Annotated in this window: 17 protein-coding genes and 2 tRNA genes; 13 read left to right on the top strand and 6 right to left on the bottom strand. The window is 64.5% G+C overall.

What is annotated here, in order from left to right; translation table 11 throughout:
• Window positions 1-422 precede the first annotated feature (422 nt).
• The 7 genes from gyrB (at window position 423) to AC1DFE_RS02960 (ending at window position 7,465) form a co-directional block, all read left to right on the top strand.
• Entirely contained in the window at window positions 423-2,513 is a 2,091-nt protein-coding gene (gene gyrB, locus AC1DFE_RS02990) for a DNA topoisomerase (ATP-hydrolyzing) subunit B (protein ID WP_476904427.1), read from the top strand.
• 58 nt (window positions 2,514-2,571) lie between these two features.
• On the top strand, window positions 2,572-5,307 hold the full coding sequence (gene gyrA / locus AC1DFE_RS02985) for a DNA gyrase subunit A (RefSeq protein WP_476904426.1): 2,736 nt from the start codon (window positions 2,572-2,574) through the stop codon (window positions 5,305-5,307).
• A complete protein-coding gene (locus AC1DFE_RS02980; RefSeq protein ID WP_476904425.1) occupies window positions 5,304-5,927 on the top strand; it encodes a DUF3566 domain-containing protein in 624 nt (207 codons plus the stop codon). The genes gyrA and AC1DFE_RS02980 overlap by 4 nt, the downstream gene beginning before the upstream one ends.
• A 98-nt stretch (window positions 5,928-6,025) precedes the next feature.
• Window positions 6,026-6,099, top strand: a tRNA-Ile gene (locus AC1DFE_RS02975).
• A gap of 63 nt (window positions 6,100-6,162) precedes the next feature.
• Window positions 6,163-6,288: a DLW-39 family protein gene (locus AC1DFE_RS02970; RefSeq protein ID WP_377994843.1), complete on the top strand. Its 126-nt coding sequence runs from the start codon at window positions 6,163-6,165 to the stop codon at window positions 6,286-6,288.
• Between the two features lie 71 nt (window positions 6,289-6,359).
• Window positions 6,360-6,435: transfer RNA gene (locus AC1DFE_RS02965), tRNA-Ala, on the top strand.
• A 106-nt stretch (window positions 6,436-6,541) separates the two neighbouring features.
• Window positions 6,542-7,465, top strand: a complete 924-nt coding sequence (locus tag AC1DFE_RS02960) for a DMT family transporter (protein WP_476904424.1) — start codon at window positions 6,542-6,544, stop codon at window positions 7,463-7,465.
• 50 nt (window positions 7,466-7,515) lie between these two features.
• On the opposite strand, the gene AC1DFE_RS02955 is transcribed toward AC1DFE_RS02960, so the two are convergent.
• The gene (locus AC1DFE_RS02955) at window positions 7,516-8,385 is read right to left on the bottom strand and encodes a glycosyltransferase family 2 protein (RefSeq protein ID WP_476904423.1); all 870 of its coding nucleotides are present in this window, start codon (window positions 8,383-8,385) and stop codon (window positions 7,516-7,518) included.
• Window positions 8,386-8,538: 153 nt separating this feature from the next.
• Window positions 8,539-9,537, bottom strand: a complete 999-nt coding sequence (locus AC1DFE_RS02950; RefSeq protein WP_476904422.1) for a hypothetical protein — start codon at window positions 9,535-9,537, stop codon at window positions 8,539-8,541.
• Window positions 9,538-9,693: 156 nt separating this feature from the next.
• On the opposite strand from AC1DFE_RS02950, the gene AC1DFE_RS02945 reads away from it, so the two are divergent.
• The 3 genes from AC1DFE_RS02945 (at window position 9,694) to AC1DFE_RS02935 (ending at window position 12,209) form a co-directional block, all read left to right on the top strand.
• Window positions 9,694-10,239, top strand: coding sequence for a peptidylprolyl isomerase (locus AC1DFE_RS02945; protein WP_476904421.1), 546 nt, complete (start codon window positions 9,694-9,696; stop codon window positions 10,237-10,239).
• 4 nt (window positions 10,240-10,243) lie between these two features.
• Window positions 10,244-11,125, top strand: coding sequence for a rhomboid family intramembrane serine protease (locus tag AC1DFE_RS02940; protein WP_476904420.1), 882 nt, complete (start codon window positions 10,244-10,246; stop codon window positions 11,123-11,125).
• A 610-nt stretch (window positions 11,126-11,735) separates the two neighbouring features.
• Entirely contained in the window at window positions 11,736-12,209 is a 474-nt protein-coding gene (locus AC1DFE_RS02935; RefSeq protein ID WP_476904419.1) for a carboxymuconolactone decarboxylase family protein, read from the top strand.
• 181 nt (window positions 12,210-12,390) lie between these two features.
• On the opposite strand, the gene AC1DFE_RS02930 is transcribed toward AC1DFE_RS02935, so the two are convergent.
• Both AC1DFE_RS02930 and AC1DFE_RS02925 read right to left on the bottom strand, forming a co-directional pair.
• Window positions 12,391-12,987 carry a DNA-3-methyladenine glycosylase I gene (locus AC1DFE_RS02930; RefSeq protein WP_476904418.1) on the bottom strand — a complete coding sequence of 199 codons (597 nt, stop codon included), beginning with the start codon at window positions 12,985-12,987 and terminating at the stop codon, window positions 12,391-12,393.
• A gap of 10 nt (window positions 12,988-12,997) precedes the next feature.
• Complete coding sequence (locus AC1DFE_RS02925) at window positions 12,998-13,252, bottom strand: cell division protein CrgA (protein WP_476904417.1); 255 nt, start codon at window positions 13,250-13,252, stop codon at window positions 12,998-13,000.
• A gap of 172 nt (window positions 13,253-13,424) precedes the next feature.
• Here AC1DFE_RS02925 and AC1DFE_RS02920 point away from each other — a divergent pair, with 172 nt between their 5' ends.
• The 3 genes from AC1DFE_RS02920 to AC1DFE_RS02910 are packed head-to-tail and all read left to right on the top strand — an operon-like array spanning window position 13,425 to window position 15,033.
• The gene (locus AC1DFE_RS02920; RefSeq protein ID WP_476904416.1) at window positions 13,425-14,225 is read left to right on the top strand and encodes a class E sortase; all 801 of its coding nucleotides are present in this window, start codon (window positions 13,425-13,427) and stop codon (window positions 14,223-14,225) included.
• 2 nt (window positions 14,226-14,227) lie between these two features.
• Entirely contained in the window at window positions 14,228-14,398 is a 171-nt protein-coding gene (locus tag AC1DFE_RS02915) for a hypothetical protein (RefSeq protein ID WP_043418205.1), read from the top strand.
• Window positions 14,395-15,033 carry an aminodeoxychorismate/anthranilate synthase component II gene (locus tag AC1DFE_RS02910; protein ID WP_476904415.1) on the top strand — a complete coding sequence of 213 codons (639 nt, stop codon included), beginning with the start codon at window positions 14,395-14,397 and terminating at the stop codon, window positions 15,031-15,033. Before AC1DFE_RS02915 ends, AC1DFE_RS02910 begins: the two co-directional genes overlap by 4 nt.
• A 33-nt stretch (window positions 15,034-15,066) precedes the next feature.
• Here AC1DFE_RS02910 and map read toward each other — a convergent pair whose 3' ends face one another.
• Window positions 15,067-15,855, bottom strand: coding sequence for a type I methionyl aminopeptidase (gene map, locus AC1DFE_RS02905; RefSeq protein WP_476904414.1), 789 nt, complete (start codon window positions 15,853-15,855; stop codon window positions 15,067-15,069).
• Window positions 15,856-15,886: 31 nt separating this feature from the next.
• Window positions 15,887-17,815 (bottom strand): Stk1 family PASTA domain-containing Ser/Thr kinase, encoded by a 1,929-nt coding sequence (gene pknB / locus AC1DFE_RS02900; protein WP_476904413.1) that lies wholly within the window; start codon window positions 17,813-17,815, stop codon window positions 15,887-15,889.
• Window positions 17,816-17,817: the final 2 nt, after the last annotated feature.

Raw genomic sequence — 17,817 nt, 5'->3', positions numbered from 1 at the left:
CTGCACCTACCCTCGCCCTGCCCAAATCTGTCGGATACGGCTCCCGGCGATTGTGCCTTCCGTGAACAAAGCGGAAACGGCGTGCAGGGCGCTCAAACCGCCGTCCGCCGTATAGGACCCCAAAACGGGGACTGCTGGAGCCTTGCAGGCGGGGCCAATGGCCAGCGAGGGGCACATTGAGCCGCGTCCGCGGCCCGCCAATGCGGGAATCAACCGCGTTTCACGATAGAATTCCCCTAGATAACTGGGCGCCGGTGAAACGTTGACTGAGTCCGTTTTCCCGCGCTTTTTCATGCGCGTGAGCGGTCCGCAGGTCAAACGAGTAGCTGGCGCTGCAGTGACGCGCCTTTTGGCGGACGCCTTTTGCTTCGGCGGACGGCGGAGGCCGGCCATCATCGAACATAGAGGAGTCGAAAGCGCCTGTGGCTAACGACAATACAGATATCGAGGCAGTGGAGCCCGCAACGGAGGATGCCCCGAGCACCGGGACCCCGGCTGAGGCTGCCACACCGCGGGAGTACGGCGCCAGCGACATTACCGTTCTTGAAGGCCTCGAGGCCGTACGGAAACGGCCCGGCATGTACATCGGCTCCACCGGCCTGCGCGGCCTGCACCACCTGGTGTACGAAGTGGTGGACAACTCAGTTGATGAGGCCCTGGCAGGTTACTGCACGCACATCGAAATTGTTCTGCAGGCGGACGGCGGCGTCAAGGTAACCGATGACGGCCGCGGTATCCCGGTGGATATCCACCCCACCGAGGGCAAGCCCACCGTTGAAGTCGTTATGACCATCCTGCACGCTGGCGGAAAGTTCGGGGGTGGCGGCTACGCGGTGTCCGGTGGCCTCCACGGCGTAGGTATCTCCGTGGTCAACGCACTCTCTTCCCGCGTCAACACCGAGGTCCGCCGGCAGGGCCACGTCTGGCGCATGTCCTTTGCCGACGGCGGCAAGCCCCAGGGCGCCCTGATCGAGGGCGAGGAGACAACCGAAACCGGAACCACCCAGACCTTCTACCCGGATCCCAGCATCTTCGAATCCGTGGAATTCGACTTCGAAACACTCCGGGCCCGGTTCCAGCAGATGGCCTTCCTTAATAAGGGTCTGCGCATCACGCTGACGGACGAGCGCCAAGCAGCATCCGGCACTGATGAAGCCGGCGATTTGGACCTCGACGGCGTGCTGACCGAGGGCGAGGTTCTCGCCGAGCACCGGACGGTGGTCTATCAGTACGATGACGGTCTCCTCGACTACGTCAAGCACCTGAACTCGAGCAAGAAGGTGGATGTTGTCCACGAGGACGTCATCGCCTTCGAGACCGAGGACACCGAGCGGCACATCGCCGTCGAGATGGCCATGCAGTGGACCACGGCTTACTCCGAAAGCGTCCACACTTACGCCAACACCATCAACACCCACGAGGGCGGTACCCACGAAGAGGGGTTCCGTGCCGCGATGACATCGCTCATCAACCGCTACGCGCGGGACAAGAGCATCATCAAGGAAAAAGAAGAGAACCTCACCGGCGACGACATTCGCGAAGGCCTGACGGCCGTCATCTCCGTGAAACTGTCCGAGCCCCAGTTCGAGGGCCAGACCAAGACGAAACTCGGCAACTCCGAGGTCAAAGGCTTCGTCCAGCGCGTCGTGACCGACCAGCTCGGTGACTGGCTGGAGCGCAACCCCGGCCCCGCTCGCGACGTGATCCGCAAGGCCATTTCCGCCGCGCAGGCCCGCATGGCCGCGCGCAAGGCCCGCGACAATGCGCGCCGAAAGAGCCCGCTGGAGTCTTTCGGCATGCCGGGCAAGCTCTCCGACTGCTCCTCGAAGGACCCCTCCAAGTGCGAGGTCTACCTGGTGGAGGGTGACTCGGCAGGCGGTTCGGCCAAGCGCGGGCGCAACCCGGAAACGCAGGCCATCCTTCCGCTCCGGGGCAAGATCCTGAACGTGGAGCGGGCACGCCTGGACAAGGCGCTGGGCAACAACGAGGTCCAGTCCATGATCACCGCCTTCGGCACCGGCATTGGCGAGGACTTCGACCTCAGCAAGCTGCGGTATCACAAGATCGTGCTGATGGCTGATGCCGACGTGGACGGCCAGCACATCACCACGCTGCTGATGACCCTGCTGTTCCGTTACATGCGCCCGCTGATCGAGAACGGCTACGTCTATCTCGCGCAGCCGCCGCTATACCGGATCAAGTGGTCCAATGCTCCGCACGACTACGTCTACAGCGACCGTGAGCGCGACGCCGTCCTGGTCTCCGGACAGGCCGCCGGCCGCCGCATTCCGAAAGAAAACGGCATCCAGCGCTACAAGGGTCTGGGCGAAATGGACTACACCGAACTCTGGGACACCACCATGGACCCGGACCGGCGCACGCTCCTGCAGGTGACCATGGATGACGCCGCCGCCGCCGACCAGATTTTCGCCGTGCTGATGGGCGAGGACGTCGAGTCCCGCCGCAACTTCATCCAGCAGAACGCCAAGGACGTCAGGTTCCTCGATATCTAGCCGTTCCCCCGGCTGATATTCCAGAACCGACATATACCTGAAACGGAAAATACAGACTATGAGTGACGAAACACCTGAGGTCCCGGCCGAGTCTCCGGACGCCACCGAGCCGGTGCTTGAGGGCGATGTTCTGGTCGACCGCGTGGAGCAGGTGGACCTCCAGACGGAGATGCAGCGCTCCTACCTCGACTACGCCATGGCCGTCATCGTCGGCCGTGCGCTGCCCGACGTCCGGGACGGCCTGAAGCCGGTCCACCGCCGCGTGCTGTACGCGATGTTCGACGGTGGATACCGCCCGGACCGTGCCTTCAACAAGTGTGCCCGCGTGGTGGGCGAGGTCATGGGCCAGTACCACCCGCACGGTGACACGGCGATCTACGATGCGCTGGTGCGCCTGATCCAGGACTGGACCATGCGTTACCCGCTGGCGCTGGGCCAGGGAAACTTCGGTTCACCCGGTAACGACGGCGCCGCGGCACCCCGTTACACGGAAACGAAGATGGCACCGCTGGCCATGGAAATGGTCCGTGACATCGACGAGGAGACCGTCGATTTCCAGGACAACTACGACGGCAAGAACCAGGAACCCACCATCCTCCCGGCCCGGTTCCCCAACCTGCTGGTCAACGGGTCCTCCGGCATCGCCGTCGGCATGGCCACCAACATCCCGCCGCATAACCTCCGGGAGGTGGCGGACGGTGTCCAGTGGTACCTGGCCAATCCGACCGCCAGCCGCGAGCAGCTCCTGGAAGAACTGCTCAAGCGCATCAAGGGACCCGATTTCCCCACCGGCGCCACCATCCTGGGCCACAAGGGCATCGAGGACGCCTACCGCACCGGCCGCGGCTCCATCACCATGCGGGCTGTGGTCAACGTCGAGGAGCTGCAGGGCCGGACCTGCCTCGTCGTCACCGAGCTGCCCTACCAGGCCAACCCGGACAACCTGGCCATCAAGATCGCGGAACTGGTCAAGGACGGCAAAGTCCAGGGCATCGCCGACCTCCGTGATGAGACCTCAGGCCGCACCGGCCAGCGGCTGGTCATCGTGCTGAAGCGCGACGCCGTGGCCAAGGTGGTGCTGAACAACCTCTACAAGCACACCCAGCTGCAGGAGAATTTCGGCGCGAACATGCTGGCCATCGTGGACGGGGTGCCGCGCACCCTCAGCCTCGATGCCTTCATTCGCCACTGGGTCACGCACCAGATGGATGTCATCGCCCGGCGTACCCGCTACCGACTGCGCAAGGCCGAGGAGGAAGCGCACATCCTGCGTGCCCTCCTCAAGGCCCTGGACATGCTGGATGAGGTCATCGCCCTTATCCGTGCGTCCAGCACCACGGAAGCCGCGCGCGACGGACTTATGGAGTTGCTGGACATTGATGAGGTCCAGGCCCGCGCCATCCTCGACATGCAGCTCCGCCGGCTCGCTGCCTTGGAACGCCAGAAGATCCAGGACCGCCACACCGAACTTGAAGCAATGATTGCCGAATTCAACGCAATCCTCGCCTCGGAGGAACGCCAGCGCTCGATCATCAGCGAGGAACTCGCCGAGATCGTGGCCAAGCACGGTGACGACCGCCGCACCCAGATCCTCATGGGCTACGACGGCGACATGTCCATGGAAGACCTCATTCCCGAAGAGGAAGTGGTGGTCACCATCACCCGCGGCGGTTACGTCAAGCGCACGCGGAGCGACAACTACCGTTCGCAGCAGCGCGGCGGCAAGGGCATCAAGGGTGCCCAGCTGCGGGGCGACGACGTGGTGGAGCACTTCTTTGTCACCACCACCCACCACTGGCTGCTCTTCTTCACCAACTTCGGGCGCGTTTACCGGGCCAAGGCATACGAACTTGCCGAGGGCGGCCGCGACACCAAGGGCCAGCATGTGGCCAACCTGCTGGCCTTCCAGCCGGACGAACACATCGCCCAGGTGCTGGACCTGAAGGACTACCAGCACGCACCGTACCTGGTGCTCGCCACCAAGCGCGGCCTGGTCAAGAAGACGCGGCTTGAGGACTACGATACGAACCGGTCCGCCGGTGTTATTGCCATCAACCTCCGGGAGGAGGACGAACTGGTCTCCGCCCAGCTGGTTTCCGAGACGGACGACCTCATGCTGGTTTCGCGCAAGGGCCAGTCAATCCGCTTCACGGCCACGGATGACGCGCTCCGCCCCATGGGCCGTGCCACGTCGGGTGTGACAGGCATGAAGTTCCGGGAGGATGACGAGCTGCTCGCCATGAACGTAGTGGCCGAGGGCTCCTACGTGTTCGTGGTGACCGAAGGCGGCTACGCAAAGCGCACCGCGGTCGAGGAATACCGGCTGCAGGGCCGTGGCGGCCTGGGCATCAAGGTGGCCAAGCTTGCTGAAGAGCGCGGCGATCTGGTGGGCGCCCTGGTTGTCCAGGAGGAAGACGAAGTGCTGGTGGTCATGGGCGGCGGCAAGGTTGTCCGTTCCTCCGTGACCGGCGTCCCGGCCAAGGGCCGCGACACGATGGGCGTCATCTTCGCAAAGCCGGACAAGAATGACCGCATCATCGAGGTGGCCCGCAACACCGAGCGCGGCCTCGAAGAGGAAGTTGAAGCCAGCGCCGAGCGGGAGTCCGAAGCCGACCACACCGATGAACCGAGTGCGTCAGAAATCTTGGCTATCGCCGCTGATGACGTAACGTTGGCTGAAGATGCCGGACCAGGCGAGGAATCCGCAGAAGCGGCTTCAGCACTGGCCGATGAAGCAGAAGGAACGTCCGGCGATGCTGAGGCGAACGAAGACAACACCGGAGGTAACGAGTGAGCAATTCCGACTCATTTCCCAAGCCGAGCAGTAATGGTCCCGGCGGGATGCGTCAGCCGGCATCCGCTCCCAGGGTGAATGCCCCGGTGCGTCCCCAGCAGAGCCCGGCCACGCCGTCGGGCGCTCCGGGACAGCGCCCGGCCCCCGCAGGACAGGGCCAGCGGCCGGCTGCGCCGGCACAGCGCCCGGCCCCCGGACAGCGCCCCCAGGGCGCGCCGGGTGCTGCGGGGCTGGTCAAGCCGGCGCCGAAGGCCAAGGTGCGCCGCGCGCGGCTGCTGGTCAGCAAGGTCGACCCTTGGTCCGTCCTGAAAATGGCGTTCTTGCTGTCCGTCGCACTCGGCATAGTTACGGTGGTGGCCGCGATTGTGCTGTGGACAGTGCTGGACCTGACCGGAATCTTCGACCAGGTGGACAGCCTGCTGGGAACCCTGGCAGGTTCCGAGGGCGGCGGCTTCGAGCTGAAGAAGGTCGCGTCGCTCGGCCAGGTGGCATCCTTCGCGACCATCATCGCCGTCGTGAATGTGGTTCTGCTGACCGCGCTGTCCATGCTGTCGGCCGTGCTGTACAACATCTCGGCAACGCTTGTCGGCGGCATCGGCGTGACCCTCACCGACGACTAAAACCCTGTATTTCCGCGGAAAAACTCCGGTGGAATGCCTCGATTTGAGATCGGGCCGGGATGTGCTGTAGAGTCATGTCTCGGCCCGATGAGGCATCGGGGCGTATAGCTCAGGCGGTTAGAGCGCTTCGCTGATAACGAAGAGGTCCCAGGTTCAAGTCCTGGTACGCCCACGGAACCTGCACAGGTTCAAGTCGAGTTTAGGCGGGATTCCCAGGAATCATGCCGGAACGGGGATGCGTGTGAAGAAGTTGCTGGTTATTGCAGCTGCAGTCGCAGGCGTCCTCTTGTACAAGAAAAAAGTGCAGGAATCCGAAGCCCGGAAAACAGTCTGGAGCGAATCAACCGACAAGGTTGAATAGCCCGGATCCCGGTGCGGAGGCTGGTCAGCCGGACTCCGGAACTAGGGTATGATTGACGGGTTGCTTCTTATGGGGGCATGGCGCAATTGGTAGCGCACCTGCTTTGCAAGCAGGGGGTTCGGGGTTCGAGTCCCCGTGCCTCCACCATAAGAGAAGGTCCCGGTCGGAAACGACCGGGACCTTTTACTTTCCGTGTTAGACGGCCGTCCTTGGTTTCGACAGGCTCAACAAGCGGGCGCACTACTGTGGAAGCGTGAACTTCTTCTTTGCCGCCTTGGGTGTCATGGGCGTGGCTTCGTCAGGTCCCCTCATCGCCGCCACGCTGGGCGCCACCACTGTTACGGCCCTGGCCATCGCCTTCTGGCGCAACGCCATCGCAGCAGCGGTCATGGCCGCACCCGCACTGGTCAGGGAACCACGCCAGTTCGGTCTCATCGGGCGTTACGAGTTCCGCTGGTCGCTGGTTGCGGCGGTGGCCCTGGCCCTGCACTTCGCCTGCTTCATCACGTCCCTGCAGCTGACGTCCGTAGCCGCCGCTACCGCGCTCGTCTGCCTGCAGTCGGCCTGGATTGCCATCATCCAGCTTTTCCGCGGCGTCCGGCACCGCTGGCAGGTCCTGGTGGGTCTGGGTATCTCCTTCGGCGGCGTAGTGGCCATCACCGGTTTCGACATGGGTACCTCCCCCGACGCTCTGCTGGGCGACATCCTGGCCATGGCCGGCGGACTCCTCGCGGGAATCTACACCCTGGCCGGAGGCCGGGCCCGCCAGAGGATGACCACCGGAACCTACACCACCCTTTGCTATGGCATGTGCGCAGTGCTGGTGGCGGTGCTGGCGCTCTTCACGAACCAGCCCCTTACCGGGTTCGACGCCGGCGGTTGGGTGGGCATTCTGGCGATCACGCTGTGCGCCCAGCTCGTGGGGCACACGGCCTTCAACTACCTGCTGGCCACCATGAGCCCGCTGCTGGTGTCCATGATCATCCTGCTCGAAATACCCGGTGCAGCCCTGCTGGCGGCCGTGTTCCTGCACGAGACCCTGCCTGCCGGCACCTATGCCGGGCTGATGCTCATTCTCGTGGGCCTCGTCGTCGTCGTCGCCGGCCAACGGAACGGCAAAGCCGGACGGGGCAAGCCGCGGGACGAACGCCCGCTGGCGGAGCTGGGAGCCGACTGACGCCGGCACTGCCCTTCAGGCTCCCCGCGTCCGGGCCCTTCCGGTAGGAGCTACTGTCCGCCGCGGCGCACCGGCTGGCTGGTATTGACGGTGTGGATGGCGCGCAGCAGCTTGGCAGGGAAATACACGGAGAAGAACACCACCATCGGTGCCTTGAGGGCCATCTTCTTCACGTTGTGGGCCTTGTAGGTCCGGTCGAAGCGGGTCACGTAGTACCGGTAATCGCGGGGCGAGTCCTCCAGCCGGCGGGCTGACATCCCGGAAACCATCTGCGGCCAGTACTGGACCTTGAGGTCGTGCTCTGCCAGATGCAGGGACAGATCGATGTCCTCGTGCATCTCATCCCGTTCATCCAGGCAGGTCTCGCTGCGGATGGTCTCCCAGGCGGACCGGCGCAGAGCCATGTTGGAACCGAACAGGAAGTGGTACTGGTGCTTGGCCAGCTTCAGCATCAGCTGGCGCATCTTGTCATCCGCCTTGAGGCCGAAGCGGCGCATTGGCATGTCGTAGTAGACCACGGGGCCGGTGGCGGCGGACGTGGACGGCTCCTCGAAGGCCTTCTGCACCTGCTCAACCCAGTCGGGCTCCACCACGGAATCTGCATCGATCCGGCCCAGGATGTCACCGGTGGCATTGTCCAGGCCGAAGTTGCGCGTGGGGATAAGTCCCTGCTCGCGGTCCTGGCGGAGCAGAATGATGGGGCTCTCCGGATACTCCTGCTGCATCTGCGTGACGATCGACGCCGTACGGTCCTTGGACATGTTGTCCACCACGATGATCTCGTGTGCCGGAACTGACTGGTACACAGCCGCGATGAGGCACTGGCGGATGACGCTTTCCTCGTTGTAGGCCGGAATAACAATTGATACGCGCAGCTCAGTGTCAGTCAAGGCATCCTCGTCGGATCTATCGGGTGACATCTCCACAAACTTAGCACCGATGCTTTCCATCAAGGCGGAACAGCGCCTGCCAGGCGGCGAGGTGTGCTGCCCCTGATGCAACCCTCCCTCAGACGGAAAGAGGGGCCCCGCTGTTGCGGAACCCCTCCTGCCAAAGCCCTTGCGGGCATGTGCCTAAGCCTTCTTGTCCGCACCGTTCTCGATGTCGGACGCGATGTTCTTCACCCCGGCCTTGGCATCGGTGGCACCTTCACCGGCGTCGGAATCCGAGTCCTCGGCAACGTGCTTTGCCTTGTCGGCGGAATCTTCAGCGGAAGCGTCGGCTTCGTCCTCGGCAGCCAGAGCAAAGGCAGCATCCAGCGGTGTATCAGCGGTAGCGGGGGCAGAGCTGCTGGCCGGGGCGGCCGGAACCGGAGCCGGCATTGCGGCCGATTCAGCACCGGCGGGCGCTGCCGGGGTGCTTGCAGCCGGCGTGGACGGTGCCGGCGTTACCGGGGCCGGGGTCTTCCACGGGTCCTCGACCGGCTTTGAAGCCTTCCACGCCGCGACGCCCGCGGCCACGGCCGCAGTGATCACACCAATAATCAGGAGACCGCGCCTCTTCGGCTTCTGCGGCTCCACCACCAGCGCCTTGCCCGCCACTGCACGGCTGGCCTCGTTGGCGGCTGACTTCAGGTGGCCACCAGCCACCTGTGCCTGCTCCTGGATGGTGTGGATGATGCCGACGTCACCGAGCTTCTGGGCTACCGCGTCAACGCGGGCCGGGGTGCCCTCGAGCGTGCGGTGCACCACCTCCGAAGCGGTTCCGATCTGGTCGGAGAGCCGGGGCAGGTACTCCACCACCACGCGGTCGCGGGCCTGGGCAATCACCGGCGTGGCCCGGTCCAGGGCATCGTGCATGCGCGGCGTGGCACCTTCCACGACGTCGTGGATCTTCGGGGCAAGGGTGGCAAGGCCGTCCTGGATCCGGGGCGTAACCGTGGCGACTCCGTCAGCAAGATTGTGGGCCGCCACCTTGAGCCCCTCCTGGATCTTGGGGGAAGCGGTGTCGAGGCCTTGCTGCAGGCGGGGAACTGCCCAGTCCACTGCTGCCTCCATGCGGTCTTTTGCGTTCTCCACTGCAGAACTGACCGACAACTCCAGTTCGCGGGCAATACGATCCGATTTCTTCACAACTACCTCCCGATTAATGTGACGGTTCTGTTGTTAGCCTACGGGTACGAATGGCCGGGCTGCTATCGTTCCGGCGGATTCACGGTGGATTTCACCGAGCGCGGAACTGTCTTTTACGCCCCGGGTCGCGTTGACCCGCCGTGAAAGAATGACCGTATGACTGCCACAGCAACTGCAAAAGCAACCATCCACACTAGCCTCGGCGACATCGTTGTGAACCTCTTCGGCAACCACGCGCCCAAGACTGTTAAGAACTTCGTCGGTCTGGCCACCGGTGAGCAGGCCTGGACCCACCCGGAGACCGGCGAGGACAAGACCGGTACGCCGCTCTACGACGGCACCATCTTCCACCGCATCATCAAAGACTTCATGATCCAGGCCGGCGACCCCCTGGGCCGCGGCACCGGCGGACCGGGCTACCGCTTCGACGACGAGATCCACCCCGAACTGAGCTTCAACGCGCCGTACAAGCTGGCCATGGCCAACGCCGGCATCCAGATGGGCAAGGGAACCAACGGTTCACAGTTCTTCATCACCACCATCCCCACCGACTGGCTGCAGGGCAAGCACAGTATCTTCGGTGAAGTTGCAGACGAGGAGTCCAAGAAGGTTGTGGACGCCATCGAAGCTGTCCGCACCGGCATGGGAGACCGCCCGGTTGAAGACGTGACCATCAATAGCATCGACATCGAGCAGCTCTAACCACATGAGCTACGGAACTCCGGCGGCGCAGCCGTCAGCGCAGGTACCGGTGTGCCCCCGGCACCCGGACCGGCCCTCGTATGTCAGCTGCCAGCGTTGCGGGCGGCCGGCATGCCCCGAGTGCCAGCGCGCGGCCGCCGTCGGGTTCCAATGCGTAGACTGCGTCAACGAAGCAAAGCGAACGACGCCGGCAGCCAGGACCGTCTACGGCGGTGCCGTTGCCTCGGGCAAGCCTGTGGTGACGTTCGCGATCATCGCCGTGTGTGTCCTGGTGTTCGTCCTGCAGTTGCTGATTCCCGGAAATGCTGTGTTCCGGACCCTCGCGTACGCGTCGGTTTACGCCACGCCGGAGTACGGGGTGTTCCAGCCGTGGCGCATGCTGACGTCGGCATTCCTTCATTCCCAGGGCTTCCTGCTCCACATCGTGCTGAACATGTACACGCTGTGGATCTTCGGCCAGGCGCTGGAGCCGCTGCTGGGCCGGATACGCTTCCTTGCCGTCTACCTGCTGTCCGCTATCGGCGGCTCGGTGGGATATCTGCTCATGACACCGATCCTGCCCGAGGGCGGTCCCGTGGGACTCGTGGGCGCCTCAGGCGCGATTTTCGGGCTCTTCGGCGCCATGCTCGTGGTGCAGCGGCATCGCGGCGGCGAGACCCGGCAGCTCTGGGTACTCATCGCGATCAACGGCGTCATCGGCTTCATGGTGCCGCAGATCGCCTGGCAGGCCCACCTTGGCGGTTTCATCACCGGGGCCTTGTGCGCGGCCGTCATCGCCTACGCTCCCCGTGGGGCGCGGCGCCACATCCTGCAGGCCGGAGGGCTCGCGCTCGTCATGGCCCTGCTGGTCGCTGCCTCCTGGTACCGGGTGCTGGTGGCGTCCTGACGGGTAGCCCCTTTTAACAATGCCCCTGCTTCGCCAAGCGGGGGCATTTTTGTGCCCGCAGGTAGTGCTGCGGTTCCGTTCCGTTTGCACACCGCTTCCGAGCCGCCTGCACACGGCCCACGCGGGGGAAAAGTTTTCCACAGCGGTTATCCACACTGTTAATAACTTACATGCGTGTAAGTTCTGGCGCAGGACCCCGGAATGGCGTGGCATACCCCCAGTTTCGCGGGGTACGCACCTTTCAATCCACACCTGTGGACAACTTTGCTGGACGCCACTGTGGTTATGTGGAAAACCTCGCCTGATTTTGGACCCCTGGGGACGGTGTGGGAGAAAACAGGGCGCAGGAGGCCCATGAAGGTGCCGGGCGGCACTCCTTTCAACAGGGTTATGCACACTGTTAATAACCCACGGCTCTGTCCTTCCTCAGCCCGAGGTCCCGGTGACGCCTAGATTCCGCCGATCGCTGGGGCGGCTACCCACAAGTTTTCCCCACCTGTGGATAAGTGGTGGGTAGTCGCCTGTTGCTAAGTGGATAAGCCCTCCGTGGCTGGCCATTGTCCGCGTGTAGTCTCTGACTGACAGCCCGTCCGACCTCGAGGAGCTTCGAGTGAGTACCAACAGCACCGGCCACATCTTCCTGGACAAGCACCACCCTGCCGCTTGGCGCGCTCTGAACGGGCTGGGACTGAAGGCCAAGGAAGCCATGCTTGAGGCCGGCCTGGACCTGAAGCTCATTGAACTGCTGAACGTCCGCATATCGCAGATCAACGGGTGTGCCTATTGCCTGGACATGCACGTCACGGATGCCATCAAAGGCGGCGAGTCCACCCAGCGCCTCGCAGTATTGCCTGCCTGGCGGGACACGGCCGTGTTTGAGGACCACGAGCGTGCTGCGCTGGCCCTGGCGGAGAACATCACGGATCTTCCGGCCGCCCGCACGCGGGAGCTGGAAGACGCCTATGCGCGCGAGCACCTCACGGACGAGCAATACTCGGCGGTGAGCTGGCTGGCCATCGCAATGAATGCGTTCAACCGTGTTTCCATCACCAGCCAGCATCCCGTCCGCCCCGACAAGGGCTAGCCGGGCGGGTTTTCCACAGCGCTTTCCACAACTGTTAATAACTTGGGAAATGCAAGTTTGGCCCATCCGGCGGCGCTAACGGGGCGCACGCCGTCGATTTCTTCGGATGCAGCCGGCCGGGTTATCAACACTGTGGAAAACTTTACCAACACCTGTGGACCGGCGCTCAGGCGGCGGACACTTATGCCCAGACCCCCGAGGTTCCCCGGCGGTGGCTGTCCACAAGGTGTGTGTCCACCATGCCGATGGCCTCCATCAGGGCAAACATGGTGGTGGGCCCCACGAAGGCGAAGCCCTTCTTCCGCAGTGCCTTGGAAAGGGCAATGGACTCTGGGGACGTAGTGGGCACGTCGGCGTAGGTGAGGGGCGCAGGGGTGGATGACGGCTGGAACTTCCAGACGAAGTCAACGAGGCCGCCCTCGTGCCGCAGCGCGATGGTGGCCTTGGCATTGGTGATCGCGGCCCGGATCTTGAGGCGGTTGCGCACGATGCCGGGATCCTGGAGAAGCCGCTCGACGTCGGCCTCGGTAAAGGCGGCGACGGTCTCGGGATGGAAGTCGGAAAAGGCCGCACGAAAGGCAGGGCGCTTGCGCAGGATCGTGGCCCAGGACAGGCCTGCCTGGAAAGCTTCGAGGCTGATGCGCTCGTAAAGGCCCTGCTCGTCCCGGACGGGTAGCCCCCACTCGTTGTCGTAGTACTCGCGCAGAAGGGGATCGGAAGAAGCCCACAGCGGTCGGGCCAGACCATCCTCGCCGATGATGATGCCTTCTGCGGTCATGGGCGTCGGGTCAGGAGCGCCAGCGTGTGGTCATCAGGAACCCTACGATCGCGATCCCGAAGCCGGCCAGGATGTTCCAGGACTGCCATGCTTGGACGGGCAGCTGGCCCTCGCTGATGTAGAAGGTGATGATCCACAGCAGGCCGATGATCATCAGGCCAAACATCACAGGCTTGAACCAGACGGGGTTCGGCTTGTAGATGGCCTGCGTGGAGACGGGTTCGGCCGGCCGGGCCGTCTTCTTACGTGGCTTTGACTCGGGCACATGTCCTCCTTGGCGGCTGAATCAAGAGGATGGACCGGGGCTTGATATCCTGCTGGAAGGGGATTGCCGGCGGTCTGCACACTCTTGGTCAGGTCTGAAGTCTTACTAGCAGCCAATTCTAGCTGTAGTTCAGTCCGCACCGGTGCCCCGCAACCGCCTTGGAGGAGAACGCGTGGTATTGCAGGAGAAGGTGACGGCCACCGCCAAGCCGGCGACCGGCGTCGTGATCCTGCGCAAAGCGGTCCAGATCTTCGGCGAGCTGCTCATCACGGCCGGCATTGTGCTGCTTTTGTTTGTTGCCTGGCAGCTGTGGTGGACCAACGTGGAATCCGACGCCAAGCAAAGCGCCGCCGTCAAGGACTTTGCCCGGGATCTGGGTGGACCGGTGACACCCGCGCCCACGCCGGCTCCGACGGGCGCCGCCGCCGCTTCCGGCGCCAAGGACTACGGGGCGCCGGCTGTGGGAGAAGCTCCCGCGCACGGCGGCACCATCGGGATCATGTACATTCCCCGGTTCGGCGAGAACTACACCCGGCCCATCGTCGAGGGCACCAGCGCGGACGTACTGGACACCCTGGGCCTCGGCCACTACGGCAACACCTCGATGCCCGGCGGCGTGGGAAACTTCGCCGTGGCCGGCCACCGCCAGACGCATGGTGCCGTCTTGGACAATATCCACACGCTGGTGCCCGGGGACAAGATCTACGTCCAGACGCGGGACGGCTATTACGTCTACGTCTTCCGCAACAACCGGATTGTCATGCCGACCGAGGCCGAAGTCCTCCTGCCGGTGCCGAACCAGCCCGGAGTGCGCCCCACCGAAAGACTCCTCACCATGACCAGCTGCAATCCCCGCTTCGGCTCCGAGGAACGGATCATCGCATACTCGGTGCTGGACCACTGGCAGCCCGCCTCTGCCGGGCCGCCGGCGGAAATCGCATCGCAGGTGGCTCGCGCACGAGGGGAAGGCTAAGCATGTACGGCTGGATATTCCGTCATCTGCCCGGCCCGCTGTGGCTCCGTGTCCTCACCTCGCTGGTGCTGGTTGCCGGCGCCCTGTTCCTGATGGTCGAGTTCCTTTTCCCCTGGATGTCCCAATTCACCCAATTCACCGACTCAACGATTGGTGCGCCAAAAAACCCATGAGCACAAAGATTCTGGTCGTGGACAACTACGACAGCTTCGTCTACACCCTGGTTGGCTACCTCCAGGAACTGGGCGCCGAGACAACAGTGGTCCGCAACGATGACGTGACGCTCGCCGAGGCGATCGAAATGGCGGAAACGCGCGACGGCGTACTCATCTCTCCCGGTCCCGGTTCGCCCTCCGAAGCCGGGGTCTGCATCGAGCTGATCCGCTGGTGCGGGGAGAAAACCAAGCCGATGTTCGGCGTCTGCCTGGGCCACCAGGCTCTGGCGGAGGCATACGGGGGAACGGTGACCCACGCCCCCGAGCTCATGCATGGCAAGACCTCGCTGGTCCAGCATGAAGGCGGCAGCGTTTTCGCTGGCCTGCCCTCTCCGGTGACGGCCACGCGCTACCATTCCCTCGCCGCTGTCCGCGACACGATTCCCGAGATCCTCGAGGTGACGGCGGAAACAGCCACTGGCGTCGTGATGGGACTGCAGCACCGCACCGCGCCGCTGTGCGGCGTTCAGTTCCACCCGGAATCCGTGCTGACCGAGGGCGGCTACCAGATGCTGGGCAACTGGCTCGAGTCGCTGGGCATGAAGGGTGCCGCCGCGCGGGCAGCCAAGCTCAGCCCGCTCATCCAGCACTAGGCTGGCTGGCCGGGGGCATTGGTCAGTTGCGGATCAACCGCGCGGGTGCGCCTGCGTCGGCAGGGTGAGGATCTCTGCTCCGTCGCTGGTGATCGCGATCGTGTGCTCACTGTGTGCTGTCCGGCAGCCTGTCGCACTTCGGAGCGTCCAGCCGTCGGCGTCAGTGGTGAGTTCAGCGGTGTCGGCCATGACCCATGGCTCCAGGGCGAGCAGCAGACCGGGCCGCAGCTTGTAACCGCGGCCTGGCCGTCCGGTGTTGGGAACGTGCGGGTCCTGGTGCATCGTCGATCCGATGCCATGGCCTCCGAATTCGGTGTTGACCGGATACCCCGCCTCGCTGAGGACCGTGCCGATGGCGTGGGAGATGTCGCCGATGCGGGCCCCCGGTCGGGCAGCGGCGATCCCTGCGCTCAATGCGCGTTCGGTCGCGCTGATCATCGCCACGCTCTCCGGGGGCTGTGACTCGCCCACGATGAAGCTGATGGCAGCGTCCGCAGCGACTCCTCTTTTGGAGACGGCGAGGTCCAGCGTCAGCAGGTCGCCGTCGGCAAGCGCGTAGTCGCGGGGCAGTCCGTGGAGCACGGCGTCGTTGACTCCCGTACAGATGTAGTGCCCGAACGGCCCGCGTCCGAAGGATGGCGCATAGTCGATGTAGCAGGACTGCGCTCCGGCCTCGGCAATCATGGCCTCGGCCCACCGGTCGATCTCCAGCAGGTTCGTGCCGACTGCGCTGCGGCTCTTCAGCGCCTGCAGGATGTCAGCGACCAGGGCGCCTGTCTCTTGTGCCCGGGCCAGCTCGGCAGGGTTCAGGATTTCGATCATGCGGCGCCTTCCTCATGCGTTCGGTCGCGGGCTACTTGGTCTTCGTCGGCGTGGGCGTGGGCGTCGGCGTGGGGACCGGAGCCGGGGCTACTGCAACTGTCACCGTGATGACCTGCCCCTGTTCGACCAGTGAGTTCAGCGGGTCACTCTGGCCGGTCACCTTACCGGGCTGGACCTGGGAATTCTCCACTTCACGGATGTCGGCCGTCAGTCCGAGCGCCTTGAGCGCCGCCTCGGCCTCGGCACGGGTCATGCCGCGAAGCTCCGGCATGGCCACCTTGCCCGTGGACACCAGAATCTCGACGGTGCTCCCCACTGCCACCTGCTGGCCCGGCGCCGGCTTGGTGGTGATTACCAGGCCCGCCGGAACAGTGGCGCTGTTGGCCATGGTGGTGGACGGCGCGCCAACCAGTCCTGCTTGCCGCAGGATGTCCCGGGCTGCCGCCTCAGTCCGCCCCGGCAGCGTCTCCGGAATCTTGACGGCACTGGGGCCTGCCGAAATATTCAGGACCACCTCCGAGTTCGGTTCCAGCGATGATCCGGCAGGCGGCGCGGTGCCGATGGCGGTGCCCTTCGCGATCGAGTCGTGCTGTACACGCTTGATCTGGGGCCGCAGCTTGGCGTCGTAAAGCGTCTGCAGCGCCTCGGATTCGGAGAGCTTCTCCACGGAGGGAATGGCGACGCGCAAGGGTGCAGCAGGCGGCTGGTTGAGGAAGTTGTAGAACCACAGGCCGCCGCCGGCCAGCACCAGGAGGGTAAAGATCACGAACGTCGTGATCCAGGCCCGACGGCGGGACTTCTGTAAGCCTGACCGTTCCCGTTCGCGGGGCAACCCCAGCGGAAGCTCGTCGTGGTCAGCCGTCTCGTATACCGCCGCGGCTTCGGCCGGCAGCACGGACTCGTCGTCGGTGTCCCGGGAACGTCGCAGCCGGCCAGCGGGGGCGTCGTCGAGGAAACTGGCCCCGGTCATGGAAAACGCTGCCGTGGGCGGCGTGCGGTGCGGCTCGGGAATGTCATTCGGGTCCGTCGGCGCTTCGCTTGGCGACAACGCCGGAACGGCAATCCCGTTCTTCGCGGCCCGCAGGGCACGACGGAAGGCCGCGGCGTCCTGGAAGCGGTCGGCGCGGTCCTTCTGCAGGGCTTTTTCCAGCACGCTGTCCAGCGCTTCGGAAACGTCCGGGTTGAACTTGCTGGGCGGTTGGGGCTTCTCGCGGACGTGCTGGTAGGCCACGGAAACGGGGCTTTCACCCACGAACGGCGGGCGTCCGGTGAGCGTTTCGTACAGCAGGCAGCCTGCCGAGTACAGGTCGCTGCGCGCATCCACCGCCTCGCCGCGTGCCTGCTCCGGCGACAGATACTGCGCGGTGCCCACCACGGCCTGGGTCTGGGTCATCGTGGCGGAGGAATCGGCTACCGCGCGGGCAATGCCGAAGTCCATGACCTTGACCATGTCCGAGTTCTCGCAGTACATCACGTTCGCCGGCTTAATGTCCCGGTGCACGATGCCGGCCTTGTGGCTGTACTCGAGTGCCGAGAGGACGCCCAGCGTGTACTCCACCGCCTGCTCAATGGTGATGTCGCTGGCCCTGATCAGGTCCCGGAGGGTCTTGCCCGCCACGAACTCCATGACGATGTAAGGAACCCGGACCTGGTCATGCGCGTCGCCCGGCACAGTGTGCTCGCCCGTGTCGTAGATGGCCACGATCGACGGATGGTTCAGGGCTGCGACGGCCTTGGCCTCGCGCTTGAACCTGGCCTGGAACTGAGGGTCCCGGGCCAGGTCGGGACGGAGCAGCTTGACCGCCACAGTCCGGCCGAGGCGGGTGTCCAGGCCACGGTGCACGTCGGCCATGCCCCCGCGGCCGATGAGTTCGCCAAGTTCGTAGCGTCCGTTCAGGACGCGCTGACTTGTCACCGGGACCTTGTCTTCCCGGTGTGACGGAGTTCGTGGCGTGGTCACGG

Source organism: Arthrobacter sp. 05T423 (assembly GCF_056396245.1).
Note: the sequence above shows the minus strand (reverse complement) of the source record. Positions and strands in the feature narration are given on the sequence as shown.

Coding starts and splice junctions, on each gene's coding strand:
- gyrA (WP_476904426.1), top strand. CDS start 2,572: ATGAGTGACGAAACACCTGAGGTCCCGGCCGAGTCTCCGGACGCCACC.
- AC1DFE_RS02970 (WP_377994843.1), top strand. CDS start 6,163: ATGCGTGTGAAGAAGTTGCTGGTTATTGCAGCTGCAGTCGCAGGCGTC.
- AC1DFE_RS02955 (WP_476904423.1), bottom strand. CDS start 8,385: ATGTCACCCGATAGATCCGACGAGGATGCCTTGACTGACACTGAGCTG.
- AC1DFE_RS02945 (WP_476904421.1), top strand. CDS start 9,694: ATGACTGCCACAGCAACTGCAAAAGCAACCATCCACACTAGCCTCGGC.
- AC1DFE_RS02940 (WP_476904420.1), top strand. CDS start 10,244: ATGAGCTACGGAACTCCGGCGGCGCAGCCGTCAGCGCAGGTACCGGTG.
- AC1DFE_RS02930 (WP_476904418.1), bottom strand. CDS start 12,987: ATGACCGCAGAAGGCATCATCATCGGCGAGGATGGTCTGGCCCGACCG.
- AC1DFE_RS02915 (WP_043418205.1), top strand. CDS start 14,228: ATGTACGGCTGGATATTCCGTCATCTGCCCGGCCCGCTGTGGCTCCGT.
- AC1DFE_RS02910 (WP_476904415.1), top strand. CDS start 14,395: ATGAGCACAAAGATTCTGGTCGTGGACAACTACGACAGCTTCGTCTAC.
- map (WP_476904414.1), bottom strand. CDS start 15,855: ATGATCGAAATCCTGAACCCTGCCGAGCTGGCCCGGGCACAAGAGACA.